At 43.7% G+C, this 1,192-nt stretch carries 1 protein-coding gene; it reads left to right on the plus strand.

Annotated features, from left to right (window positions below; all coding sequences use genetic code 11):
• Window positions 1-162 precede the first annotated feature (162 nt).
• Complete coding sequence (aph(3')-Ia, locus tag OKC31_RS21580) at window positions 163-978, plus strand: aminoglycoside O-phosphotransferase APH(3')-Ia (protein WP_000018329.1); 816 nt, start codon at window positions 163-165, stop codon at window positions 976-978.
• Window positions 979-1,192: the final 214 nt, after the last annotated feature.

Below are 1,192 nucleotides of genomic sequence, written 5' to 3' on the forward strand. Positions count from 1 at the left end.
GAATGGGTTCATGTGCAGCTCCATCAGCAAAAGGGGATGATAAGTTTATCACCACCGACTATTTGCAACAGTGCCCTCTGATGTTACATTGCACAAGATAAAAATATATCATCATGAACAATAAAACTGTCTGCTTACATAAACAGTAATACAAGGGGTGTTATGAGCCATATTCAACGGGAAACGTCTTGCTCGAGGCCGCGATTAAATTCCAACATGGATGCTGATTTATATGGGTATAAATGGGCTCGCGATAATGTCGGGCAATCAGGTGCGACAATCTATCGATTGTATGGGAAGCCCGATGCGCCAGAGTTGTTTCTGAAACATGGCAAAGGTAGCGTTGCCAATGATGTTACAGATGAGATGGTCAGACTAAACTGGCTGACGGAATTTATGCCTCTTCCGACCATCAAGCATTTTATCCGTACTCCTGATGATGCATGGTTACTCACCACTGCGATCCCCGGGAAAACAGCATTCCAGGTATTAGAAGAATATCCTGATTCAGGTGAAAATATTGTTGATGCGCTGGCAGTGTTCCTGCGCCGGTTGCATTCGATTCCTGTTTGTAATTGTCCTTTTAACAGCGATCGCGTATTTCGTCTCGCTCAGGCGCAATCACGAATGAATAACGGTTTGGTTGATGCGAGTGATTTTGATGACGAGCGTAATGGCTGGCCTGTTGAACAAGTCTGGAAAGAAATGCATAAGCTTTTGCCATTCTCACCGGATTCAGTCGTCACTCATGGTGATTTCTCACTTGATAACCTTATTTTTGACGAGGGGAAATTAATAGGTTGTATTGATGTTGGACGAGTCGGAATCGCAGACCGATACCAGGATCTTGCCATCCTATGGAACTGCCTCGGTGAGTTTTCTCCTTCATTACAGAAACGGCTTTTTCAAAAATATGGTATTGATAATCCTGATATGAATAAATTGCAGTTTCATTTGATGCTCGATGAGTTTTTCTAATCAGAATTGGTTAATTGGTTGTAACACTGGCAGAGCATTACGCTGACTTGACGGGACGGCGCTTCCCTACCCTCATGGCCGCCTCCCAGGAATCGACCCAGGTGCTTATCGTGGACATAATCCTTTACTCATAAATTGGCACTGTTGCAAAGTTAGCGATGAGGCAGCCTTTTGTCTTATTCAAAGGCCTTACATTTCAAAAACTCTGCTTACC

The organism is Aeromonas sp. Y293-4 (assembly GCF_027705905.1).
Taxonomy (GTDB): Bacteria; Pseudomonadota; Gammaproteobacteria; order Enterobacterales; family Aeromonadaceae; genus Aeromonas; species Aeromonas veronii.